17 protein-coding genes are annotated in these 19827 nt (G+C 71.9%); 3 read left to right on the top strand and 14 right to left on the bottom strand.

The window, feature by feature from the left end; translation table 11 throughout:
- The coding region (locus AC2YHB_RS18255) for a serine/threonine-protein kinase (RefSeq protein WP_487354413.1) at nt 1-872 on the bottom strand (872 nt) is incomplete at its 3' end.
- 336 nt (nt 873-1208) lie between these two features.
- Here AC2YHB_RS18255 and AC2YHB_RS18250 point away from each other — a divergent pair.
- Nucleotides 1209-3380: a sensor histidine kinase gene (locus tag AC2YHB_RS18250; RefSeq protein ID WP_487354412.1), complete on the top strand. Its 2172-nt coding sequence runs from the start codon at nt 1209-1211 to the stop codon at nt 3378-3380.
- Here the strand turns inward: AC2YHB_RS18250 and AC2YHB_RS18245 are convergent.
- Nucleotides 3343-3981 (bottom strand): response regulator, encoded by a 639-nt coding sequence (locus AC2YHB_RS18245; protein ID WP_036549085.1) that lies wholly within the window; start codon nt 3979-3981, stop codon nt 3343-3345. The two genes, AC2YHB_RS18250 and AC2YHB_RS18245, sit on opposite strands and share 38 nt — an antisense overlap.
- A gap of 277 nt (nt 3982-4258) precedes the next feature.
- On the bottom strand, nt 4259-6415 hold the full coding sequence (locus AC2YHB_RS18240) for an MMPL family transporter (RefSeq protein WP_487354411.1): 2157 nt from the start codon (nt 6413-6415) through the stop codon (nt 4259-4261).
- A 122-nt stretch (nt 6416-6537) separates the two neighbouring features.
- Here AC2YHB_RS18240 and AC2YHB_RS18235 point away from each other — a divergent pair, with 122 nt between their 5' ends.
- The gene (locus AC2YHB_RS18235) at nt 6538-7299 is read left to right on the top strand and encodes a TetR/AcrR family transcriptional regulator (RefSeq protein ID WP_487354410.1); all 762 of its coding nucleotides are present in this window, start codon (nt 6538-6540) and stop codon (nt 7297-7299) included.
- A gap of 64 nt (nt 7300-7363) precedes the next feature.
- On the opposite strand, the gene AC2YHB_RS18230 is transcribed toward AC2YHB_RS18235, so the two are convergent.
- The 8 genes from AC2YHB_RS18230 to AC2YHB_RS18195 all read right to left on the bottom strand — a co-directional run bounded on the left by AC2YHB_RS18230 (nt 7364) and on the right by AC2YHB_RS18195 (nt 15610).
- Nucleotides 7364-8116 (bottom strand): LolA-like protein, encoded by a 753-nt coding sequence (locus AC2YHB_RS18230; protein WP_179648279.1) that lies wholly within the window; start codon nt 8114-8116, stop codon nt 7364-7366.
- Between the two features lie 38 nt (nt 8117-8154).
- Nucleotides 8155-8847 (bottom strand): NAD-dependent deacylase, encoded by a 693-nt coding sequence (locus AC2YHB_RS18225; protein WP_487354409.1) that lies wholly within the window; start codon nt 8845-8847, stop codon nt 8155-8157.
- A 222-nt stretch (nt 8848-9069) separates the two neighbouring features.
- The gene (locus tag AC2YHB_RS18220) at nt 9070-9525 is read right to left on the bottom strand and encodes a PaaI family thioesterase (RefSeq protein ID WP_179648280.1); all 456 of its coding nucleotides are present in this window, start codon (nt 9523-9525) and stop codon (nt 9070-9072) included.
- Between the two features lie 134 nt (nt 9526-9659).
- Nucleotides 9660-10850, bottom strand: coding sequence for an elongation factor Tu (gene tuf / locus AC2YHB_RS18215; RefSeq protein ID WP_036549097.1), 1191 nt, complete (start codon nt 10848-10850; stop codon nt 9660-9662).
- A gap of 353 nt (nt 10851-11203) precedes the next feature.
- Nucleotides 11204-11923, bottom strand: coding sequence for a calcium-binding protein (locus AC2YHB_RS18210; protein WP_179648281.1), 720 nt, complete (start codon nt 11921-11923; stop codon nt 11204-11206).
- 89 nt (nt 11924-12012) lie between these two features.
- Entirely contained in the window at nt 12013-13359 is a 1347-nt protein-coding gene (locus AC2YHB_RS18205; protein ID WP_487354408.1) for an NAD(P)/FAD-dependent oxidoreductase, read from the bottom strand.
- Nucleotides 13356-14114: a transporter gene (locus AC2YHB_RS18200; protein WP_179648283.1), complete on the bottom strand. Its 759-nt coding sequence runs from the start codon at nt 14112-14114 to the stop codon at nt 13356-13358. Before AC2YHB_RS18200 ends, AC2YHB_RS18205 begins: the two co-directional genes overlap by 4 nt.
- A 26-nt stretch (nt 14115-14140) precedes the next feature.
- Nucleotides 14141-15610, bottom strand: coding sequence for an MFS transporter (locus AC2YHB_RS18195; protein WP_179648284.1), 1470 nt, complete (start codon nt 15608-15610; stop codon nt 14141-14143).
- Nucleotides 15611-15796: 186 nt separating this feature from the next.
- On the opposite strand from AC2YHB_RS18195, the gene AC2YHB_RS18190 reads away from it, so the two are divergent.
- Nucleotides 15797-16432 (top strand): TetR/AcrR family transcriptional regulator, encoded by a 636-nt coding sequence (locus AC2YHB_RS18190; protein WP_179648285.1) that lies wholly within the window; start codon nt 15797-15799, stop codon nt 16430-16432.
- A gap of 69 nt (nt 16433-16501) precedes the next feature.
- Here the strand turns inward: AC2YHB_RS18190 and AC2YHB_RS18185 are convergent, their stop codons facing one another.
- From AC2YHB_RS18185 to AC2YHB_RS18175, 3 genes are read right to left on the bottom strand one after another with little or no spacing between them, the layout of a single operon-like run.
- Nucleotides 16502-17959: an aldehyde dehydrogenase family protein gene (locus tag AC2YHB_RS18185; protein WP_179648286.1), complete on the bottom strand. Its 1458-nt coding sequence runs from the start codon at nt 17957-17959 to the stop codon at nt 16502-16504.
- 13 nt (nt 17960-17972) lie between these two features.
- Entirely contained in the window at nt 17973-19070 is a 1098-nt protein-coding gene (locus AC2YHB_RS18180; RefSeq protein ID WP_487354407.1) for a Zn-dependent alcohol dehydrogenase, read from the bottom strand.
- A complete protein-coding gene (locus AC2YHB_RS18175; protein ID WP_179648288.1) occupies nt 19067-19825 on the bottom strand; it encodes an enoyl-CoA hydratase/isomerase family protein in 759 nt (252 codons plus the stop codon). The genes AC2YHB_RS18180 and AC2YHB_RS18175 overlap by 4 nt, the downstream gene beginning before the upstream one ends.
- Between the last annotated feature and the right edge of the window lie 2 nt (nt 19826-19827).

Raw genomic sequence — 19827 nt, 5'->3', positions numbered from 1 at the left:
ACGGCGGCCCCGGGCGTGACGGGGAGCCGCAGGGCGGCCTGCAGGTCGCTGCCCATCTCGGCCGCGGACTGGTAGCGCTCGGCGGGCTCCTTCGCCATGGCGGTGCGCAGGATCCGGTTGGTCGCGTGGACCATCGCGCTGTCACCCTCGAGCTGCGGCACCGGCTCGCGCACGTGGGCGGCGATCAGCTGGAACTCCGACATCCCCTGGTACGGCGGCGTGCCGGTCAGGGCCACCCAGAGCACGCACCCGAGGGCGTAGATGTCCGTCGACGGGCCCGCCTTCGCGCCGCCGTGCAGCTCGGGCGCCATGTAGGAGGGGGTGCCGGCGGTCGTCGTACTGAACCTCGTGGCGTCGGCGTTCATCCGCCGGGCGATGCCGAAGTCGGCGAGATAGGCGCGGATCGAGCCGGGGCGGCGGCGGACCAGGACGTTGCCCGGCTTGATGTCGCGGTGCACCAGTCCGGCGTCGTGCGCGGCGGCGAGGCCGCTCGCGACCTGCTCGATCACCTCGAGGGCCTCGACGAGCGTGGGCGGACCCTCGTCACGGATCATCTGGCCCAGGTCGCCGCCGGGGATCAGCTGGCTGGCGATGTAGAGGTAGCCGTCCTCCTCGCCGTGGGCGTAGACGGTGACGACGTGCGCCGACTCCAGCGACGCCTGGGCGCGGGCCTCGCGGGTGAACCGCTCGCGGAACTCCGGGTCGTGCGCGAAGAGGGGCGCGATGACCTTGAGCGCGATCTCGCGGCCGAGGTTCTCCTCGCGGGCGCGGAAGACCACGCCCATGCCGCCCTGGCCGAGCTGCTCGAGCAGCAGGAACCGGCCGACCCGCGTGCCGGGCGCGGGTTCGGGCGGCGGGGACGAGGGGGGCACACCCCGTTTCTACCGGACGCAGGCGCCGGAGACATGACCCGGACGCACCGGTCTCGTGTCCGGACCTCCCGCGGAGGGGGAGGAGCGGAGCCGAGAGGAGAGGAGCGCCGCACCCGGCCGGTGTGCCGAGACCCCCAGGACCGGTCCCCGGTCAGTGTCCTCCGTCCGCGGCGGGACGGAGCGGAGCGGCGCGCCTCTCGCTGGACCACTTCCCCCACGGTGCGGTCCACCACCAATCCTTCCGGCCGCGAGCAGGGCGCCGAAACCAGAGGAATGGAGGACATCAGTCCAGTGGAACGGCCTCGGGGCCGGGTAAATCGCCCTAACCTCCGAGGAATGGGGGCTCATCGGCTGTCCGGGCGCTCGTTCGGCGCTTCGGTCGAGCGCGGCCTCAACCTGTCCATCGGCATGGTGATCCTGGCCAAGACGGTGGTGTTCGCGGTCCAGTTCGCCGCCATGGACAGCTTCGACCCGGTCGAGGTGAGCTCGGCGGCGGCGATCATCATGTGTGTCGGGACGGTGGCGCTGCGCTGCCTCGGTCGCGGACCGTCCGGCTTCGACGTCCTCCTGTGCACGGTCGCCCTCGTCGTCGGCTCGTGGATGCCCCGCGACAGCGTGCCGGTGGCCGGTGCCGCGGACTCCCCCATCGTCCACCTCGTCGAGCCGATGCTGGTCGTCATCGCCATCCGGCGCCAACGGGCCGTTCCCGCGATGGTCCTCATCGCCGCACTCTTCGTCACCCTGCGCTGGGAGAGCGCCGGCAGCACCGACGGGCTGGTCTTCGGGCTGCAGGAGGCCGTGCTGATCTGCGGTACGGCGTTCGCCGCGCTCTACCTCGTCACCCAGATGCGCCGCGCGTCGGCCCGCGCCGAGGCGCTGATCGCGAGCCACCGCGAGGTCCACCGTGCCCACCTGTCGGCGGCCGAGGTCGAGACGACCGCCTTCCTCCACGACGACCTCGTGCCGACCCTCCTCGCCGTCGGCAGCATCCCCGGCGCGGCCGAGACGCGCAGCGCCGCGGGATCGGCGCTCGCCCGGCTGGCCGGGCCCGCCCACGGGGAGGACGCCGCCGACGTCGCGACGGCACTGCGCTCGGCGGCCGCGCGGGAGATGCTCGACGTCGACCTCGTCGTCCGCGGGCCCCGCACCCACCTGCCGGAGGCCGTGCGCGAGGCGATGGTCGGCGCGGCCGTCGAGGCGCTGCGCAACGTGTCGCGCCACAGCGGCCAGCGGCACGCCACCGTGACCCTGGTACGACGCCCGACGGCCCTGAGGATCCGGGTCGAGGACCACGGCGCCGGCTTCGCCGGGACGCCCGGTGTCGGCATCCGGGTCGCCATCGTCGGCCGGATGGAGTCGATCGGCGCGACGGCGCGGATCAGCGGCACCCCCGGCGCCGGCACGGTCGTCGAGCTCGTGTGGCGCGGTCGCCTGGTGAGCCGGCTGCTGGGCATGGCGCCCGAGCACGACCGGCTGATCCGGGCCGCCGTCGTCGACCCGGGCCGGGTGGCGCTGCGCGCGGTCGCGATCCTCGCCGCCGGCTACCTCGCGACCGCTGCCCTGCTGACGATCGACGTCCCCCTCCAGCCGTGGTCCTACGGCGGCGCCGCGGTGGTCGCGGTCGTGGTGGTGCTGCTGACCCGGGCGATGAGCCGCGGACCGTTGCACCCGGCGGCGTTGCTGCTCGTGGGCGGCGTGCCGGCCGTCGTACTCCTGGTGGCGCTGCCGAGCGTCTCGGCCGACGGCCTCGGCGGCACGGAGTCGTGGCTGATCGAGTTCAGCGCGCTGCCGGCGCTCGCCACCGCATGGGTCATCTCGGTGCGGATGGTGCTGCTCCTGCTCGTGCCGAACGCGGTGGTGATCACGCTCGTCGCGCTCGACAAGGGCGCCACGGCCGTCGACCTCCCCCACATCCTGTTCGTCCAGCCGCTCAACGCGCTCTTCGTCGCGGTCATCGTCGCCGTGTGCCGGCGGGCGGGTCGGGTGCTGACCGAGCCGGGGGCGAGCCAGTCCACCGCGTGGACCCGCGCGGTGCGGGTCGCCCTCGGGCCGACCCTGCGCCCGGTCGTGGCGGCGCTGCGCAGCGTCGGCGACGACACCGCCGCGCCCGGCCCCGGCCCCGGCCTGCTGGCCCAGGCCGTGCGGGACTGCCTCTACCTGCCCGGCCCCGAGCACGAGGCACTGCGGGCCGAGCTGGACGCGCTGCGGCGTACCGGCGCCCAGGTCGACACCATCCTCCCCGAGCCGCCGCCGGCGACGCGGACCCTGGCCGCCGCCCTGGGAGCGGTACGACGGTTCGGGCCCAGCCACGTGACGGTCTCCGGCAACGCCGACGAGGCCACCGTGGTGATCGTGCCGGGGCCACCGCCCGAGGTCGTGGAGCGGCTCCCCCGTCTGCTGCCGGTGGCGTGGCAGGTCGACGCCGACCCGGAGGCGTGCGTGATCACCGGCCCGCCGGACCTGGCCACCCTCATTCGTCGAGGTGACCCTCAGCCCGCGCCCGGCTGATCAGCCCGTGCACGTTGCCGATGTCGACGCCGCCCTCGCGGTAGGCGCGGGCGGCACGGGAGAGGTGCTCGCGCACGGTGACCTCGCTGATGCCCAGCTGGCGGGCGACGAGGCGGTAGGGCAGGCCGGTACTGACGGCCCGGAGGATCTCGATCTGCCGCTCGGACAGGCGGGTCGCCAAGGACGCGTCGGTGAGCAGCGCGGCGGCGACCTGGCCGGAGCAGGCGAGCTCCCCGGCGAGGGCGTCGCGGATCGACTGCGCGATCCGCTCGGCGGGGTCGACCTTGAGCACGAGCCCGGCGGCGCCCGCGGCGATCGCACGGCGGACCGGGACCGGCTTCTCCTCGGCGGTGAACAGCAGCACCACGATCCCGAGCGCGGTCAGCCGGGCCACGGCCTCCTCGGCCGGCGGCTGCTCGGGCATGTGCAGGTCGAGCAGCACCACGTCGAGGCCGTCGGGCGCCGCCTCGAGCAGCGCGTCGACCGAGTCGGCGATCGCGACCAGGTGGAGGTCGGGCGCCGTCTGCGTCAGGGCAGCACCGACCCCGGCAAGCACCACCGGGTGGTTGTCGATCGCGCCGACCCTGATGAACGGCCCCATGGGGACAGTATGGGGACGTCCGGGGACCGATCCGGGCGGAATTCCCAGATCTGTCATCGTCCCGGCCGGGAGCGGGCTGAACCGGCCCGTCGTCGCGAGCGGCGTGAGGTGCGTCCGATGGCAAGGCGCCGGCGCGAACGCATGCTGGACGCACGTGGAGGGTCGGCAACGCAGCCAGCGGGCGCGCATCGCGCCGCGCAGCAGGCGGGACGGTTCAGCCCGCTCCCGGGGCTCGTGGGAGGACGGGCCCCGGCCGGAGTCCGGGTGACCGGGCAGGTCAGACGCCGGCGGGCACCTTCGCGGGCTCGGCCGCCGGGTCGTCGTACTCCTCGCGGAAGCCGTGACGCTCCCACCAGCGGGCCATCGGGGCGGGCGCCCACCAGTTCCAGCGGCCCAGCAGCTTCATCGTCGCCGGCACGAGCAGGGCCCGCACGACCGTGGCGTCGACGAGGATCGCGACCAGCATCCCGAGGCCGAGCATCTTCATGAAGACGACGCCACTGAGGCTGAACGCCCCGATCACGACGGCCAGCAGGAGGGCCGCGCTGGTGATGATCCGACCGGTCTTCTGCACGCCGGTCTGGACGGCGCGGTCGTTGTCGCCGGTGGCGTCCCACTGCTCGCGGACGCGCGAGAGCAGGAAGACCTCGTAGTCCATCGAGAGGCCGAAGAGCACGGCCAGCATGACGATCGGGTTGGTCAGGTCGAGGAAGCCCTGCGGCGTGAACCCGAGCAGGTCGGCGAGGTGCCCGTCGCTGAAGATCCAGGTGACCACGCCGAAGGACGCGGTGATCGAGAAGGCGTTCATCAGCACGGCCTTGAGGGGCAGCACCACCGAGCCGAAGGCGAGGAAGAGCAGCACCAGCATCACGCTGATCACGATCAGGCCCATGAGCGGCAGGTGGTCGCCGACGGACTCGGCCAGGTCGACGGTGTCCGCGGTCAGGCCGCCGACGAGCGCCTCCGAGCCGGCCGGGCCGTCGACGGCCCGCAGGTCGCGGACCACCTGCTGCGACTGCTCGGTCTGGCTGTTGCCCCGCCACGCGACCCGCAGCAGCGTGGTGTCGCCCTCGGCCTGCACGGGGCGGACGTCGACGACCCCGGGCACCGCACCCAGCTCCTTCGTGTACGACGCCAGGCCGGCCTCGTCCGCGCCGGTCACCAGCACGTTGGCGGTGGAGCGCTCGGCCCCGAACTCGGAGTTGAGCCGCTCCGCGGCCATGTGCGAGGGGGTGTCGTCGGGCAGGACGCGGTAGTCGACGCTGCCCCACTTCACGCCGAGGAACGGCGAGGCGACGACGAGCAGCACGGCGACCACGCCGACGGCCACGACGACCGGGCGGCGCATGACCGCGGCGGCGAGCCGGGCCCACGCGCCGTGGTCGGTCTCGACGGCCGCACTGCGCTGCAGGAACGGGATCCGGCCGGCGTCGATGCGGGTGCCGAGCAGGGCCAGCGCGGCCGGGAGGACGGTGAGGGCGGCGACCATCGCGATCAGGACCGCCGCGATGCCGCCGTACCCGATGGACTTGAGGAAGGTCTGCGGGAAGACGAGCAGCGAGCTCATCGCCGCGGCCACGGTGAGCGCCGAGAAGGCGACGGTGCGACCCGCGGTCGCCATCGTGCGCACGAGCGCCTGGCGGGTGTCACCCGGGGTGCGGGCGATCTCCTCGCGGAAGCGGGAGACCACGAAGAGCGCGTAGTCGATCGCGAGGCCCAGCCCCAGCAGGGTGATGATGTTGGGCGCGAAGATCGAGACGTCGACCAGCTCGTTGAGGCCGGCGATCGTCGCCCGGGCACCGAGCACCGCGACCGCGCCGACCAACAGCGGCATCAGGGCCGCGACCACGCTGCGGAAGATGATCAGCGACAGCAGCAGCACGATCGGCATCGAGACGAGCTCGGCGCGCAGCAGGTCGGACTTGGTCTCCTCGTTGACGTCGCTGTAGACGGCGTACGGTCCGGCGAAGGCGACGTCGAGCGAGCTGGTCTCCACGACCGGCCGCAGCTCGTCGTAGGAGTCGATGAAGTCGTTCTGGGTCTCGCCGGCCAGGGACACGTAGACGGCGGTGGCGTGCCGGTCCTTGCTGACCATGGCGCGATCCTCGACGTCGTACCAGGTGAGCACGGAGACGACGCTGTCGGCCGGGATGGCGTCGACGGTCCGCTCCACCTCCCTCTCGAAGCCGGGGTCGTCGACCGTCGCGTCGTCGCTGGAGAAGAGGATGATCGCGTCGATCGAGCGGTTGCCGAAGGTGTCCCGCTCGAGCGAGAGCTCGCGCGAGGACTCCGTGCCGGGGTCGTCGAAGCCGCCGGCCGAGAGCTCGTCCTCCAGGCCGATGCCGGCGATCGCGGCGGCGGCCGTGATGCCGAGCCCGACCAGCAGGACGACGACCGCCCGTCGTACCACCAGGGCGCCCCATCGCTCGATCATGACGTCTCCTCCGGGTTCGGCCCGAGTACCAGTGAAACTGCATCAGTTTCGTTAACGCCGTTAACCGTAAACGGTGTAAACTCGCCGCGTCAAGTGCTCTCCCCCACCACCCGAGGAGTCCCGTGGGCCAGTTGCGCGCGCCCGTCACCCGCCGCGAGAAACAGCGCGAGGCGACGTACGACGAGATCGTGGCCGTCTCCGCCCAGCTGCTCGCCGAGGGCGCCGACCTGTCCCTGCGCGCGGTCGCGGGGCGGATGGGGATGACCGCCCCGGCGCTCTACCGCTACGTCGCGAACTACCAGCAGCTCGTCGACCTGGTCGCCTTCGAGCTCGACAAGGCGGCGACCGCGGAGTGGGCCGCGGCCGCCGAGCGCTTCCCCGAGGACGACCCGGCCGCCCGGCTGGCGGTGGCGTGCGTGCGCTTCCGGAACTGGGCGCTCAGCAAGCCCCGCGAGTTCGCGCTGGTCTTCGCGAACCCCATCGCCGAGGCCGACAGCCAGCGCCGCGAACTGCTCACCGTCTCGACGTCGGGGCACTTCTTCACCGACCTGCTCTGGCAGATCTGGGAGCAGCAACGCTTCCCGTTCCCGTCGCTCGACGAGCTCGACCCGGTCATCCGCGACGCCGTCCTCGACCCGCTCATCCCGGCCCGGGCGGAGCACATCCCGGCCGAGGACCGCGGCCTGCTCTGGATCTACATGCGCTCGTGGTCGGCGCTCTACGGCGTGGTCACCCTCGAGTCCACCGGCCACTGCGACCCCCGGGTGATCGAGTCCGGCCAGCTCTTCCGTGCCACCGTGCTCGACTGGCTCGAGCCGCTCGGCCTCGGCGACGACCGGGAGCGGCTGGCCGCGATCATGGACGAGGAGCTCGCCCGGCGCTGACCGCCGGAGACGACGCGACCCGGCGCGTCGTACGCGCCGGGTCGGGTCGGTGGAGCGGGTCGGGTCAGTTGAGCTTGGCCAGGTCGAAGATCTCGCCGGCCGCGGGCTTCTCGACCTCGAGCGGCTCGTCGAAGCGGCTGAAGCCCATCGCGCCCTCCTCGGGGACGTCGAAGCGCACGAAGTAGTGCGGGTCCTCGGCCGCGACGTAGGCCGTGCCCTGGTTGCCGTCGTCGGAGGTGAAGGCGATGGTGACGGTCTCCTTGCCGGAGACGTCCTGCGTTCCGGTCACCTTGGAGTCGTCGCCGGCGATGTCGTCGGAGTTGAGGTCGGACAGCAGCTCGTCGAGGTCGCAGAGCTCGGCGAAGCCCTCGGGGTCCGAGGAGTCGGTCGTCCACTTGTCGCCGATCAGGCCGGTGATCACCGACGCCTGCTCGCCGCCCTGGCTCTTCCAGAAGGCGTCGTCGGCCTTGAAGTAGGAGACGCCCTCGACGGCGATGATGTCCATCGACCCGACGCCCTCGATCTGCATGGTGCCCTCACAGTCGCCACCGCGGCTGACGGTGACGTCCATCAGGATCTTCTGGCCCTCGTCGTCGACGATGTTGCCGGCGAGGTGGACGGTCTCGAGGGCCTTCATCGCCGCCTCGACGTCCTCGCCGATCTGGTCGACGGGGGTGTCCTCGTAGTTCGAGGTCTGGCTCGACTCGCTCGACTTGTCGTCGCCGGCGGAGTCGGAACCCTTGCTGTCGTCGTCGCCACAGGCGGCGAGTCCGAGGGCGAGGAGGGGCAGCAGTGCGATCGAGAGTGCAGGGCGCATGACGGAACGGTAGCCGCTGCGGCGCCTGCGACCGGTGATCAGGTCCAGAGGACCTCGCGCGTCCAGGCGGGCACCAGGTCGCCGGCGCGGCCGTGCCGGGCCTCGTGGAAGAAGTGGGTGCCCTCACTGGGCTCCAGGTTGAGCTCGAGGGTACGGGCGCCGTGGCGGCGCGCGTGCTGCACGAAACCGGCCGCCGGGTAGACCGCCCCCGACGTACCGATCGAGACGAACATGGTGGCGTCGGTCAGCGCGTCGGTGATGCGGTCCATCTCGTAGGGCACCTCGCCGAACCACACCACGTCCGGCCGCAGGTCGCGCACCCCGCAGCCGGGGCAGGCGGGCTCGTCGAGCAGGGTGCCCGTCCACGGCGAGGCGACCCCGCAGGAGCGACACAGCGCCTTGAGCAGCTCGCCGTGCATGTGCACCACCCGCGTCGACCCGGCCCGCTCGTGCAGGTCGTCGATGTTCTGGGTGACGACGAGCAGCGCGTCGCCCATCGTCTCCTCGAGCTCGGCCAGCGCGCGGTGCGCGGCATTCGGCTCGACCGTCGCCAGCGCGGCCCGGCGCTCGTCGTAGAAGCGCTGCACGGTCGCCCGGTCGCGCTCGAAGCCCTCCGGCGTCGCGACGTCCTCGACGTGGTGGCCCTCCCACAGCCCGTCGGCGTCGCGGAAGGTCGGCACCCCGCTCTCGGCGGAGATGCCGGCACCGGTCAGGACGACGATCTGGGGCACGACCGGAGGCTACCCGTCGTACCCGTGACGGGCGTCACCCGTCCCACCCCCGCCCGCCGACTTGCCACTCTTACCGGCCGAGTTGCCACTTCGGCCGATCGAGTTGTCACTTCGGTGGATCGAGTTGCCGAAGCTGCGGACGTGCGCGCAACTCGACTCGGATCTTCGGCCAGTCGACCCAGAAAAGTGGCAAGTCGCCGGCGAAACGGGGCAAGTCGACGGTCAGTGGAAGATGCGGCTGGTGACGGAGGCGGTGGCGACGAGGGTGTGGTCGGCGTCGTGGACCGCGACCTGGGTGTGGGTGCCGGTGCGGGTGCGGTGCACGACCTTCGCGGTCGCGACGAGGTCGGAGCCGGCGACGGCGAGATAGGCGACGTCGAGGTGGGTGGTCGCGCCGCCGGTCGCTGCGTCGGCGGAGGTGAGGCCGGACGCCGAGGCCGACGCCCCGGCGACGTCGACGAGGGTCGCGACGACGCCGCCGTGGAGTACGCCGGGGACCGTGGTCAGGTCGTCGCGGAAGCGCAGTCCCAGGCGGACCTCGTCGACGCCCGCGTCGAGGACGGTGATGCCGACGTGCCGGGCGATCGGCGACGCCGCGAGCACGCCCTCGATCCACTGCCGGGCGAGGGGGTCGAGCGGGTCGAGCCGGCCGGGCTGATCGGTCGTGACGGCGGACATGGGGCCTCCTCGGGGCGGGCTGGCGGGGTGAGTCTCCGAGGGTGGCCGACCGGGCGTCGTACCGTCGATGACGTGGGAGGTCATGGCTGCGCCCGGCACGCATCTCGTGCGTGCCGGGCGCAGCACCTCGTGGGTCAGTCCTCCAGCAGGCTGGTGACCGTGCCCGCGGCCACGGTCCGGCCGCCCTCACGGACGGCGAAGCCGAGGCCGACCTCCATCGCGACCGGCTTGCCGAGCTCGACGGTCACCTCGACCGTGTCACCCGGCATCACCAGCGCGACGTCCCCCAGGTCGATCCCGCCCGACACGTCGGTCGTGCGGAAGTAGAACTGCGGGCGGTAGTCGGCGGCGAACGGCGTGTGCCGTCCACCCTCGGCCGCGGTCAGCGCGTGCAGGTTCGCGGTGAACCTGGCGTGCGGGCGGACCGAGCCCGGTACGGCGAGGACCTGCCCGCGTCGTACGTCCTCACGACGCACGCCGCGCAGCAGGACGGCCGCGTTGTCGCCGGCCTGGACCTCGTCGAGCGTCTTGCCGAAGGTCTCCAGCCCGGTCGCCACGCTGGCCACCGTCGGGCCGAGCCCGACGACCTCGACCGTGTCGCCGACGCGGAGCGAACCCCGCTCGACCGCACCGGTGACGACCGTCCCGCGGCCGCTGATGGTGAGCACGTTCTCGATGGGCATCAGGAACGGCTCGCCGAGCTCGCGGTCGGGGACGGGGACGTAGTCGTCCACGGCCTGCAGCAGGTCGACGATCGACTGCGTCCAGCGCGGGTCGCCCTCGAGGGCCTTCAGCCCGGAGACCCGGACCACGGGGACCTCGTCGCCGGGGAACCCGTACTCGCCGAGCAGGTCGCGCACCTCCAGCTCGACGAGGTCGAGCAGGTCCTCGTCGTCGACGGTGTCGGACTTGTTGAGCGCGACGACGAGGTACGGCACGCCGACCCGCTGCGCCAGGAGTACGTGCTCCCGGGTCTGCGGCATGGCGCCGTCCTGCGCCGACACGACGAGGATCGCGGCGTCCACCTGGGCGGCGCCGGTGATCATGTTCTTGACGTAGTCGGCGTGGCCGGGCATGTCGACGTGGGCGTAGTGACGGGTCGCCGTCTCGTACTCCACGTGGGCGATGTTGATGGTGATCCCGCGCTGGACCTCCTCCGGTGCCCGGTCGATGCCGTCGAAGGCGACGAACGAGTTGCGGGTCGGGTCGGCGTCCGCGAGCACCTTCGTGATCGCGGCGGTCAGCGTGGTCTTGCCGTGGTCGACGTGACCCATCGTGCCGATGTTGAGGTGCGGCTTGGTCCGCACGAACTGGCTCTTGGCCATGGTGGTGCTTTCTGTGAGTGATGCGTCGGCAGGACGTCGTGGCGCGGCGGCATGCCAGGGCCGCGCGCCCGGGACCGGGAGGAGACGACCCTCCTCCTTCGGTCCCGCTGGGGCGGGAGGAGGGTCAGCGTCGCGCGCCGGCCAGCTTCACGTTCGCGGCGTCGGCGCACGGCGCAACAGCCGACAGGACGACTGTCGGGAGTGCGGTGCGGGCGGCGAACATGCGGGTCACGGTAGGCAACAACGCGGGCGGGTGCCACTGGATTCCCGAGCGGTACGGCGGCGGACGCCGACCGACCGCGCACCGTCGACGGTGCGCGGCCGGTGGCCCGGGAGCCGGTCCGGAGGACGGCTCAGTGGATCGTGTCGGTCGCGTTCTTGTTGGTGACCGCGACGTCGAAGTTGTCGACGTCCACGTCGTCGCGGTGGGCGGCGTCGTGCTCGATGACGTCCTTGACCGCGAACTTGTCCTTGCCCTGGCCGCCGACGAGGTGGTCGTAGGCCGGGGTGACCTCGTGCGACTCGAGGGTGTCGTCGCCGTACTGGCCCTCGAGCCAGTCGACGCCCTCGTAGCCGTTCAGGTAGTCGTTGCCGTCGCCGCCGTAGAGGTCGTCCGACCCGTCGGCCACGTTCGCGCCGGCGTAGCTGATGAGGACGTCATTGCCCTCCTCGCCGCGGAGCACGTCGTCGCCGGCGCCGCCGTTGACGGTGTCGTTGTCGAAGCCGCCCATGACGAAGTCGTTGCCGGAGTCACCGAAGACCTGGTCGGCGCCGCTGCCGGTGTAGAGGTCGTCGTTGCCGGTGCCGCCGTAGACGGTGTCGGCGCCGGTGCCGGAGAGGACCTCGTCATCACCGCCGAGGGCGTAGATGGTGTCGTTGCCGGAGGTGCCGATGATCTTGTCGGCGCAGCCGGTGCCGTAGGTCGTCACGCCGGGCTTGGCGAAGACGAGGTTCGGCTCCGAGCCGCAGGTCCCGGCGTGGGCGGCGGTCGAGGTGGCGGCGAGGCCGGCGAAGGCGGCGGCGCCGGCGAGGGCGAGCTTGGCGGCGATCTGGATGCGGGTGGAGCTGGTCATGGCAGTGGTCCTTGCGTGAGGTGGTCGGCGCCGGGCGGGTGCCGGGCTCACGGGTAGGAGCGCCGCACGGCGCCGACCTTGCAAGAAACTCAGGCCATTTCTCGCGCACCCTTCCGCGCATTGCGGCGACTGCCGTTGACCATGTCGTTGAAGCGGTCGACGGCCCAGATGGTGCGGAGGCCGGCGCGGCCCATCATGACCGGCCGCGGGAACCTCGGCTCCTCCTGCCAGATCGTCTCGAGGTCCTCGTGCCGCTCGCCGTCGACGATGGCGTCGGCGATCAGCGTCCCGACGTACGGCGCCTGGGCGAGCCCGTGGCCGTTGCAGGCGATCGAGTAGTGGACGTCGTCGCCGATCCGGCCGGCGACCGGCAGCCAGGACGAGGTGATCGCGATCCATCCTCCCCACGCACGCTCGACCGCCACGTCGGCGAGCGACGGGAACCGCCGCGCGAAGGCACCGGCCAGCTCCTCGACCAACCCGGGGTCGGGCGTCCGCTCCGGCAGCGGGTACGACGTGCCGCGCTCCAGCCGTCGTACACCGAAGACGATCGTGCCCCTCGGCGTGAGCCGGTAGTTCTCCATGATCGCGTGCTGCGTGACCAGCCCCATCCCACTGGTCCAGCCGAGGGCCTCGATGCGCGCGGGGTCGATCGGCTCGGTCTCGACCTCGATCACGTAGATCGGCACCGAGAGGTGCTTCGGGGTGATGTCCCACTCGCCGGCGAAGGCGTTCGTCGCGAGGACGACCTGGTCGGCCCGCACCTGTCCGCCCGACGTCGTCAGGACGATCTGCCCGCCATCCCGCACGACGTCGGTGACCTTCGTCTGCTCGAAGACCCGCGCGGCGGAGTCGAGCAGGACCCGGCGCATGCCCAGCGAGAACTTGCCCGGGTTCATCCGGCCACCGACCGTCTCGCGCATCCCGCCGACGAAGCCGCGCGGGATGCCGAGCTCGGCAGCGGTGCCGACCTCGACGTGCCCACCGGCGCGGGTCACGATCTTCGCGACCCGGCGTACCCGCCCCATCTGTCCGCGGGAGACGGCGGCGAAGGCGTTGCCCGTCGCCTCGTACTCGCAGTCGATGTCGTGCTTGGCGATGAAGTCCTCGACGTGATGGGCGGCGTTCTCGGCGAGCCGCATCATGCCGGGCATCTTCTTGCGGGAGAGCAGGTTGAGCAGCTGGAGGTCGCCGCCGGGGGCGCCGGCCAGCTGGCCGGCGTTGCGCGAGCTCGAGCCGTGGCCGCAGAACTCCGCCTCCACCAGCACGACGTCCTGGCCGCGCTGCGCGAGCCGCAGGGCGGTCGACATCCCGCCGATGCCACCGCCGATGACGGCGACCTGGCAGGTCACGTCGCCGTCGACGGCGGGCCGCAGGTCGGTGGGTGCGTCGACCCAGCCGCTGAAGGACTCGTAGGTGACGCCGTCGGTCCTCATGCCCGCACCGCCTTGCGGTGGTCGTCGGCCGGAGCGATGCCCGATGCCTTGTTGTGGTCGTCGAGCGCGCGGTAGGCGAACAGGTAGGTCAGCATCTGCAGCCCCCACACGGTCAGCGCGAACGTGTAGAAGAGCGCGCGGTCCTCGAGCGGGTCGACCGAGTCGGGCAGCGGGAAGAAGTCGTAGGTCAGCGCGATGGCCGTCGCCGCGAGGCTGACGGCGAGCGTCGCGACGGCGACCCGGGTGGCTCCGATGTCCCACAGCCGCTTCACGAAGTACAGCAGGAAGGCCAGCGTCACCAGGTTGACCACCAGGTAGAAGGTGGCCGGGCCCTGGTGCAGGACGAACTCACCGTTGGCGTCAACGTGGGCGCGGTACTTCGGCTGCGCCAGGAACAGGCCGCTGCCGATCGCCAGCGCGAAGATGCCGAGCTCGACCGCCAGGCTCGCCTTGTAACGGTGGGTCACGGCCATCAGGCCGACCACCAGCAGCAGCGTGATCCCGATCGATCGGGAGAACGCGTCGAGGAAGAACGCGAAGGCGTACTGCCCGCTCGCCTCACCACCCTCCGGGTCGTCCGCGAAGCGCAACGCCCACACCAGGAAGTTGGTGCCGGAGGTCGCCACGATGCACCACTCGATGCCGAGCAGGTAGTTGCGGTGGTGCTTGAGGAAGCGCCAGCCCGCCCAGTAACCGCACACGATCATGACCAGGTCGGCGACCAGGAAGGTCAGGCCGTAGATGTCTTCTTTCATGACAGTTCCTTCGTTCGTTGGGACGGTCAGGCCACGACGCCGCCGGTACGACGCCGGCTGCGGTTGGTCGAGACCAGGACGGTGAGCACGACGGCCAGGGCGAGCGCGCCGGCGAGCCAGTAGCCGACGCCGTACAGGTTCTCGGCGGCGACCTCGAGGGTGGTTCCGGGAACCGGCACGAGCGAGGCGCTGAGGTCGGCGCTGACCAGGGCGGTGCCGAACGCGAAGCCGACGGCGAGGAAGGTGCCGGCAACGCCGGTCGCCATCCCGGCCTTCTCCTCGGGGACAGCCAGCTGCACCAGCGTGAAGCCGGCGGCGTAGCCGATGCTGCAGCCGAGTCCGATGACGGCGGCGCCGACGAGGTAGTGCCACTGCTGGTCGTGGGCGAGGGCGAGCCAGGCCAGGCCGGCCGCGCTGATGAGCGCGCCGCTCACGAAGACCGGGACCACGCGGCCGTTGTTGACGGGGCGGTCGGCGATGGCGCCACCGACCACGAAGGTCAGCGCGAAGGGCAGCATCAGCCAGCCGGTGTCGAGCGCGCTCAGGCCGAGACCGTAGGCGTCCACGGGGCGCAGCGCCGCGGGGATGATCTGGGCATAGGTGCTGACGAGGAGCAGGAAGGCGGCGTTCACCGCGGCGAACAGGGTGATGCAGATGCACGACGCGGTGACGAGGGGCGCCTTCATCAGCGCGACATCGAAGACCGCGTTCGACGACCGGCGCTCGACCCGGAACCAGGCGATGCCACCGACCACACCGAGCACGAGCGGGATCAGGGCGGCGTTCCCCCACACCAGGCCCTGGGTCAGCGTCAGCAGGATCGCCGCGACCCACGCGATCATCCACACGGTGCCGACCACGCCGATGCGCCCGCCGCGCTCGGCCGGCGGGAGGTGCGGGATCAGCAGGTACGACGCGACCGTGGTCACCGCGCCGATCGCGGTGAGGACCACGAAGAAGCTCTGCAGCGAGAGGGTCTGCACGATGAGACCGCCGCCGATCATCCCGGCGACGATGCCGACGCCGGTGCCGATGACCAGGACCGCGACGGCGACGGTGATGCCGCTCTCGCCCAGGCCCCGGCGCAGGAACCCGAGGGGCAGCACCTGGGCGGCCCCGCCGAAGCCCATCAGCGCGCAGCCGACCAGCAGCGTCGGGTAGGAGTCACCGATCGCCGGGACGAGGGCGCCGACGGTGAGGAAGGCCGCGGCGGCGACGTTGGCGTTGCGGTCGCCGTGCAGGTCGGCCAGGCGGGGCAGCAGGATGAATCCGGCGCCACCACCGAGGGTGAGGACCGTGTAGAGCCAGGTCACCTCGGCGACGGTGGCGAGGCCGTACTGCGCCTGGATGACGGGCAGCAGCGGCGGAAGGATGAAGATCACCGCGTTGGTCAGCACGACCAGCAGGGATCCGATGCCGACGAGCGTTGCCCGGCCGGGCTCACGGCCTCTCGTCGTACGACGGCCGGTTCCGGCTGCCTGTTGGGTCTGGGACATGACTGGTCTCCGATTCGGGCGGTGGTGTGATCCGGCTCATACGGTACGCCGAAGTTAGTCATCCAATCAAGATGTATGACCAAGATGTTTGACCAAGTTCCTAGCCCGTCGCGCGGGAGGCTCTGGTAGGGTCTGGTTGACTTAGACAAGCGTCCTAGTCGGGGCGCCCGATCACGGAGGCCGCCGATGGCACGGATTCCCGTCGCCCAGCGACGTCGCGAGCTCGTTGAGGCGGCGGTGGAGGTGATCTCCACCCATGGGATCGACGGCGCCACCACGCGCCGGATCGCCGACCAGGCGAAGGCGAACGTCGCGATGGTCCATTACTGCTACGACTCGAAGGAGGACCTCTTCGCCGATGTCTTCGAGTTCGTCGCCGGCAGGTTCCGCGAGGTCATCGAGCAGAGCGACCCGCACACGACGGTGCTCGAGACGGCCCAGGCGATGCTGCGCGGTCTCATGGAGTGCTACTGCGACTCGCCCAGCTTCGCTGCGACCACGATCGAGCTGATCAACTGGGCCCGGCGCCAGCACGGCGATCGCGGGATCGCCGTCTACGACCAGGCCCTCGGCGCCGGCCTCGAGGCCATGCGCCGGGTCGCCGCCGCGGAGGGCGTCGCCGACGAGGTCGTCGAGGACATTCCCTACGTCGTCGGGGCACTCTCCGACGGCTTTGCCATCAACTTCTTGACGTACGGCGACCGGGAGGCCGCCGATGCCCTGATGGACGTCACGGCCTCGGTACTCGAGAGCTGGCTCTCGGCGCGGCTCGGAAGCGCCGCCGCCAAGCGCCCGCGACGCAAGCGCGCGGCCAGCGCCTGAGGCACCGACCGCGCGCCGCGCCCGCGGTCACAGCGACACGGTCACAGCGACACGGTCACAGCGGCAAGGTCACAGCGGCAGGTCGGGCGAGTCCACGCCCACGACCCGGTCACCGCAGAACACCCGGACCGACTCGTTCGGCCCATGGCCGCCGATGCCCGACGGGCCCCAGAAACTCTGGGCCGAGTCGTCGCCGAGGTCGGCGATCTTCGCGCCGTTGACCCGCACCTCCCCTGCCACGACCCGCGCGCCGACCTCGATCGCCCGGTCGGTGTCGGTGCCGAAGACGTAGGCGTCCAGGCCCGACGGGTTCGCATTCGCGATCCGCAGGGCGTCCTCCGCAGAGTCGACCCCGTGCACGGAGACCACCGGGCCGAACAACTCCGCGGTCGCCTGTGCCGCGTCAGCACCCACGGCCACGGTCGGCGAGAGGAAGAACCCGCCGAGATCGGGCAGGCGCGCCGGCTGGTGGATCTCGGCGCCCAGGCCGCGCAGGCCGTCGATCCGGGCCTGCAGGGTCTGGAAGTGCGGGGCGTTCGAGATCGGACCGACCTGGCTGTCCTCGTCGAGCGAGTGGCCCACCACGAGCTTGGAGACCCGCTCGGTCAGCGCCTCGACGAGCGGCCCGACGAGGGCCGGCGGCGCGAGCACCTTGCCCGGCCCCTCGCACCACTGTCCGTTGAGCTTGGTCATCCCCTCGAGGATGCCGTCGGCGGTGACGTCCACGTCCGCGTCGTCGAGTACGACGACCGGGTTGTTGCCACCCAGCTCGAGCTGCAGCACCTTGAAGTCCTCCGCTGCCGCCCGAGCGATGGCACGGCCGGCGCCGGGCCCACCCGTGAAGGAGACGATCTTGACGCGCGGGTCGCCGGTCAGCCGGGCGCCGACGTCACCGGTGCCGTGCACCAGCTGGAGCGCACCGGACGGCAGGCCCGCCTCGACGAAGCACTCGACGACGACCTGGGCGCTGCCCGGCGCGTGCTCGGAGGGCTTCAGGATGACCGGGCAGCCGGCCGCGACCGCGCTCGCCACCTTGGCCGCCGGGATGAAGCTGGGCCCGTTCCACGGCGTGAGGATCGCGGCCGGACCCCACGGCACCTTGTGGAGCCGGACGTCGCGGCCGCCGGCGTCGAGGGCCGTGACGCGAGGGATCGCGCGCAGGTCGGCCGCCGAGGCGCGGATCCGGTGGGGCAGGAAGGCCGCCACGAGGCGGGTGACGCCGATCGGCGTACCGCTGGTCAGGGCGTCGGTGCGGGCGATGTCCTCGATCCGCGCCTCGACGAGATCGGCGACCCGGTCGAGGACGGCCGCGCGCTCGTGGCGCTCCTCCTCGCCCCAGGGACGGGCGTCGTACGACTGCTCGGCGTGGCGCAGCGCCCGCTCGACGTCGTCGGCCGAGGTGGACACGAGCCGGTGGACCGGCTCCCGGGTGTTGGGGTCGACATTCCAAGCGTCGCCGGTCGTGCCCTCGCACCACTCGTCGGCGATGAAGTTGACGGGCTGCGGGATGGTGATCTGGTTGCTCATGGGAGTCCCTCTCTCAGGCCCGCAGGTCGACGACGATGCGGGTGACGTCACCGGACTTCATCTGCTCGAAGCCCTCGTTGATCTCGGCGAACGGGACGACCCGGGTGACCATCTCGTCGAGCAGCAGCCGGCCCTGCTGGTAGAGCCGGGCGAACTGGGCGATGTCCTCGCGGGCCTGGCCCGAGCCCATGTAGGAGCCGATCAGCCGCTTCTCCTGGAAGAAGAAGTCGAGCGCGGGCACCGTCAGCTCCGTGCCCATCGGCGCGATGCCCACCAGGCACGCGGTGCCGGTCGGACGGAGCAGGGCGAGCGCCGTCTCCGCGGTCCGGGCCGAGCCGACCGCCTCGAAGGCGTAGTCGACGCCGTCGCCGAGCAGGCGGTGCAGCTCCGCCACGGTGTCGCCGTCGCCTCCGTTGATGGTGTGCGTTGCGCCGTACCCACGGGCGGCCTTGAGCCGGTCGTCGTCGAGGTCGATGGCCACGATCGCGGAGGCGCCGGCGAGCCGCGCGCCCTGGATGATCGCGGAGCCGACCCCGCCGCAGCCGATCACCGCGACCGTGCTGCCGGGGCGCACCTGCGCACCGCGGAAGACCGCGCCGACGCCGGTGATGACGCAACAGGACAGCAGGCAGCCCACGTGCAGGGGGACGTCGTCGGGCAGCTTCACCAGCGCGCTCTCGCGCAGCAGGATGTGCTGCGAGAACGCACCGATCGCCGCGAGCCGCTCGATCGGGCGCCCGTCCACGGTCTCGAAGGCGGGCCGCTGCCGCAGGCGCACCTCGTCCAGCCGCAGGCACTGGGTCGAGTGCCCCGCGTCGCAGTTGACACAGCCACCGCACGGCGGCGTCAACGCGCCGGTGACGCGGTCGCCGGGCCGCAGCGAGGTGACGGCCGAGCCGACCGACTCCACGATGCCCGCGACCTCGTGGCCCACGACGATCGGGAGCTCGGTCGGCACGGTGCCGGTCATGTAGTGCAGGTCGCTGTGGCACAGGCCCACGTTGGTCACCGCGATCCGCACCTCGTGCGGCGCCGGGTCGTCCACGCGGATGTCGGTCAGCTCCAGCGGTGCGCCGATCTCGTTCAGGACGGCGGCTCGGGTGGTGATCATGCGGTGGCCTCCTCAGCCTTGGTGGTCCAGAAGCCGGCGACGCCGGCGGTGAGCAGTCCGCTCGTCCACGCCTCGTGGGCGGCGGCGTCCTCGCGCTCGAACGCCGCCTCGACCTCCGCGAGCAGCGGCCGCAGCAGGGCGAGGTGGAGCGCGGTGGTCCCGCCCTCCGGCGTCCAGGCGTGGACGATGTCGATGGCGCGGTCGAGCAGGGTGTCGGGATCGACGACCTCGTCGAGCAGGCCGATCCGCAGCGCCTCGTCCGCAGGGACGCGCGGCGACGCCAGCACCATGCGCATCGCGTGGTTGCCGACGAGGCGGCGCAGCAGCAGGCTGGTGGCGTTGGAGATGGTCAGCCCACGCCCGTTCTCCGGCTGGAAGTACGACGTCGCGGGCGTCCCGATCCGCGTGTCGCAGCACAACGTGATCTCCGAGGCACCGCCCACGGCGATGCCGTTGACCGCCGCGACCACCGGCACCCGGGTCTCCAGGATCGCGCGGGTGATGTCGTGGAAGCTCTCGAACGCGGCGTGCACCTCCTCCTCGGTGGTCGGCGCCTGGCTGAGGTCCTCGCCGGCGGAGAAGGCGCGGCCCCGGCCGGTGAGGACGATGCCGCGCACCGTGTCGCCGGTGCCGTGCTCCCGGATCAGCTCGGCCAGCCGGAGCCGGGTGATGACGTCGAGGGCATTGAGCTTGTCCGGACGGTCGAGGGTGAGCACGGCGACGTCGCGGACGACGTCGGAGGTCAGGGAGGTCATGG

The sequence above is a fragment of the Nocardioides sp. SRI_004 genome, assembly GCF_057586415.1.
The sequence above is the reverse complement of the archived record's forward strand: the minus strand, read 5'-3'. Positions and strand labels throughout refer to the sequence as shown.